Raw genomic sequence first — 4,075 nt, 5'->3', positions numbered from 1 at the left:
TCGATTCTTTGTCTGTCGGTAGGCAGCCTACGCACGGAAACGACAGACATTTTTTCAACTACTTGATATTCCCTCTTTACCTCGCCCCCTTAAGTTGAGCTCTAGGTACCTGCGCGGAAAGGACAGGGTTTAAATTTTTGATAGGGTATAATTACTGCGCCCCTCTCTTCAAAACTTCGTCAATGCCACGGTTCGCTAATTCGTCTGCGATTTCATTTTCGACATGGCCGCTATGGCCTTTTACCCAATGCCAAACAATCGTATGGCGTTCCACTTCGCACTCAAGCGCTTCCCATAATCGTTGGTTTTTCACAGGCTTTTTATTACTGGTTTGCCAGCCCCGTCTTTTCCAAACAGGAAACCATTCGGTAATTCCGCGGCGCAAATATTGCGAATCCGTTGTTACAATTACCTGGCACGATTTCTTTAAGGATTTTAACCCCTCAATGGCGGCTGTTAATTCCATCTGGTTGTTGGTAGTTTTGGCAACTCCACCATGGAGCTGACGCTCATGCTGATTATACCGTAGTAATACTCCCCATCCACCAGGGCCCGGATTGCCGCGACAGGCGCCATCACAATAGAGGTAAACAATATTTTGCTCTTGTTTCGTCATTAATCTTATCAACTTTTAACGATAAGGTGAGGAGGATAAGGTGAGGAGGTTGGCTTTACGATTTTCCCCGCAATGATATCCCTTCCTTTCCAAACAATTTTATGCAGTAATGGAGCGTAGACGCTCTTTTTTACAATCAATAAATAAACGCCGCCCGCTGCCGGCAAAGACAATTGACCTGCCACTTCGCTAAATAATTGCATTCCTCGTCCAGGTTTTTTCTGACGAGGGAAACGATAGCAAAAAGTCTTGCTGAATAAAATGGAATAATTAAAATTAATTAACCAACGTTTAACTTGCGCGCGTGACCAGAACTTTCCGTTCCAGGGAATATCTTTTTTTAAATTAAAAAATTTATTCATTCCCCACAGGCTCCACGGATTAAACCCAAAAATTAATAATCGACCGTCCGGTTTTAACGCTTGAAAAATTTCTTGCAGCAATTTAACGGGGTAATTGATGAATTCTAATAAATGCACGAGGACCACAATATCGACGCTATTCGGCAACAATGGTAGGTCTTGATATTCTGTTTGGATCGTCAACGAGGAAAGGTCGTCGGGTTGCAGCATTAATCTTATTTGATAAGGGATGGGGCTTATCGCCGAATGAGCAAGATCTGCTGTACCACCCATTTGTACTAAGTATCGGCCTTTAATATTGCTTAAAACGCGGGCAGCTTCTTCACATTCTAAGGTTAACAACCACGACCCCGGTGGTTGTTGATACCATTCCTGCATACTCGGTGACGTAGGTTTCATATCGCAAGTTTCGATTTATTGTCTTATACTCATTAAGAATCTATGTATTAGGGAGAGCCTTGCTCGTGCCGCATAATATTCTCGCCATCCCTGCTCTTAATGATAACTACATCTGGACCATCGTGCATCCGCGAAAACAAACGGCTGTTATCATCGACCCTGGCGAAGCAAAACCCGTGCTTGATTTACTGAAAGAGCAAAAACTTAACTTGGCTGCCATACTCATCACTCACCATCATTGGGACCATACCAACGGCGTCCAAGCTATTTTACAAGAACATCCCGCCCCCGTTTATGGTCTTACTGAAAGTGCTATTCCGTTTTGTGATCACCCAGTCGTTAATGAGGAAAGCTTTTCTATCCCCTGCGCAGAACTTACTTTTAATGTACTAGCAATACCCGGCCATACCCTCGATCATGTGGCTTATTATACAGATCAATGGATCTACACGGGCGATACTTTACTTGCGGGCGGCTGTGGGCGAATTTTTGAAGGGTCTCCTGATCAATTTTATCATTCGCTGCAGAAATTAGCTTCACTAGACCCCACCACACGGGTTTACTGCGGCCATGAATACACAGCCAAGAATCTTGAATTTGCCAAAACTGTAGAACCAGAAAATCTTAAACTTAAACAACGCATCGTTGAAACCGATCAAAAAACTAATCAAAACCTACCGACTTTACCCTCTACTATTCAAGCTGAGCTCGACACCAACCCTTTTCTTCGTTGTCATCAAAGAAACATCCAGTGGCGAGTCCAAGAATATTGCGGTTATCCACTCGCTAATACAGTCGCCGTTTTCGCTGCTCTGCGTCGTTGGAAAGATAAGTTTTGAAAATCTCGGCCGCAAAACGAGCGGGATTTCTTTCTTTTTAGGAATTAGAGGATGGGGAGATCCCAAGCTTTAAAATTTTTATTATAATTTTCAATTAGTTACAAAATTACCGATAAATTTTTGGTCAATTTTCCTTGATTCAGACTCCATTTATCCGTAATATGCCTCGGATGCGAAAATCCATCTCAAATACTAGCATTGCGCTATTAGCTTTTTGTCTCACTGGCGGCGTCACTACCACTGCTATACCCGCCTCATCAGGCCAACAATGGCATCTCAGTGACCTTTTTTCAAAAGGCCAAAGTCTTTGGAGCGTGATCAGTCATCGTTTTAGCTTTGACGGGAAGTATAGCAACAATTACTATGTCCGCGAGAAAATACGGTGGTTTCAGCACCGGCAGTACTATCTCACTCAATTGACCCAAAACGCTCAACCCTATATTTATTACGTGCTCCAACAAACTGAAAAAAGGGGGATGCCGGCGGAAATTGCCCTTCTCCCGATGATTGAAAGCAATTATAACCCTTTTCTTTATTCTAAGCGTGGAGCCACTGGACTTTGGCAAATGATGCCCGGCACTGCTACCGGCTTTGCTCTTCTGATTAATTGGTGGTACGACGGACGTCGAGACGTGCTGGCTTCAACGAATGCCGCTTTGAATTACCTTCAATACCTTCATGGTTATTTTCATAACTGGCTCTTGGCAATTGCCGCCTACGACGCCGGCGAGGGAACTATCTCAGCGGCTATCCAATATAACCGTCGGCATGACCGGCCCACCGATTTTTGGTCTCTCCCCTTACCTTATGAAACTCGCAAGTATGTTCCGAAATTGTTAGCCTTGGCCAACATTATTAAAAATCATACTCGTTATGGTTTACATTTAACACCCATTGAGAATCGTCCCTTTTTTACAACTGTGGCATTAACAGGGCAAATGAATTTAGAAAAATTGGTGAAATTGTCTGATTCGACATCGAAACTTATCCGCAATTTGAATCCCGGTTTTCGTCGTTTGTCAACAATGCCGAATCATACCTATAATTTTTTGCTACCTATCGATAAAACAGACCAACTCCAAAAAAATTTGGCTGAACTAGAAACGCAAACTCCTGCGTTATCGGGAAAACGAATATATCATCGCGTTCACGCTGGCGATTCGTTAAGTATTTTAGCAAGCCGCTACCACACGAGTGTGACGGAAATTCGTCAGATGAATAAATTAAAAAGCAATGTTATCCAAATTGGAGAAAATTTATTAATTCCTGAGGCGCAAGCAACTCCTTACACGCTTGTTCACAATGCTCGCATTTCTGAGGATAACATTCCGGGACCCAAACGCATTGTGCACGTGGTGAAAGCTCATGAAACGATTGCACAGATTGCTCATCTTTATCACGTAACCTCTCAACAAATTTATTTTTGGAATAATATTAATAAACCCAACGCCTTGGCGGCGGGCGATAAATTGATTATTTGGTAATCCCTTCATACCGCCACAAAATACCATCTCGTTAAACGGGGAGAATCCCTTTCGACTATTGCCCACTTTATGGAACCACTGTCTCTAAATTACGCCTTTGAATCATTTGTCTGGAGATAATATTCAAATTGGACAGCAATTAATGGTATAAGTCGAATAAACGCTGAGTTTCTGATAATTGTGTGCAGCAATTTAATTTAAACCCGGCATGTAAGCTTGCCACCGATCGGGGGCGGGAACTTAGCGCGAGCGCCCTGGCCCCCCGCCTGCCTAGAGCTCAACTTAAGGGGGCGAGGTAAAGAGGGAATATCAAGTAGTTGAAAAAATGTCTGTCGTTTCCGTGCGTAGGCTGCCTACCGACAGACAAAGAATCGA

At 43.3% G+C, this 4,075-nt stretch carries 3 protein-coding genes and 1 pseudogene; 2 read left to right on the top strand and 2 right to left on the bottom strand.

What is annotated here, in order from left to right; translation table 11 throughout:
- Window positions 1-151 precede the first annotated feature (151 nt).
- Entirely contained in the window at window positions 152-616 is a 465-nt protein-coding gene (gene rnhA / locus OWO34_RS01365) for a ribonuclease HI (protein ID WP_267256294.1), read from the bottom strand.
- 8 nt (window positions 617-624) lie between these two features.
- Window positions 625-1,377 carry a class I SAM-dependent methyltransferase gene (locus OWO34_RS01360; RefSeq protein WP_267256293.1) on the bottom strand — a complete coding sequence of 251 codons (753 nt, stop codon included), beginning with the start codon at window positions 1,375-1,377 and terminating at the stop codon, window positions 625-627.
- A 65-nt stretch (window positions 1,378-1,442) separates the two neighbouring features.
- Here OWO34_RS01360 and gloB point away from each other — a divergent pair, with 65 nt between their 5' ends.
- Together gloB and OWO34_RS01350 are read left to right on the top strand one after the other, a co-directional pair.
- Window positions 1,443-2,216 (top strand): hydroxyacylglutathione hydrolase, encoded by a 774-nt coding sequence (gloB, locus tag OWO34_RS01355; RefSeq protein WP_267256295.1) that lies wholly within the window; start codon window positions 1,443-1,445, stop codon window positions 2,214-2,216.
- 134 nt (window positions 2,217-2,350) lie between these two features.
- Window positions 2,351-3,851, top strand: a pseudogene (locus OWO34_RS01350) (LysM peptidoglycan-binding domain-containing protein).
- Window positions 3,852-4,075: the final 224 nt, after the last annotated feature.

Source organism: Coxiella endosymbiont of Ornithodoros maritimus, assembly GCF_907164965.1.
In the GTDB taxonomy this organism is placed as follows: domain Bacteria; phylum Pseudomonadota; class Gammaproteobacteria; order Coxiellales; family Coxiellaceae; genus Coxiella.
The sequence above is the reverse complement of the archived record's forward strand: the minus strand, read 5'-3'. Positions and strand labels throughout refer to the sequence as shown.

Bases quoted from the DNA above. Each gene is read 5' to 3' on its own strand.
- OWO34_RS01360 (WP_267256293.1), bottom strand. From the start codon at position 1,377: ATGAAACCTACGTCACCGAGTATGCAGGAATGGTATCAACAACCACCG.
- rnhA (WP_267256294.1), bottom strand. From the start codon at position 616: ATGACGAAACAAGAGCAAAATATTGTTTACCTCTATTGTGATGGCGCC.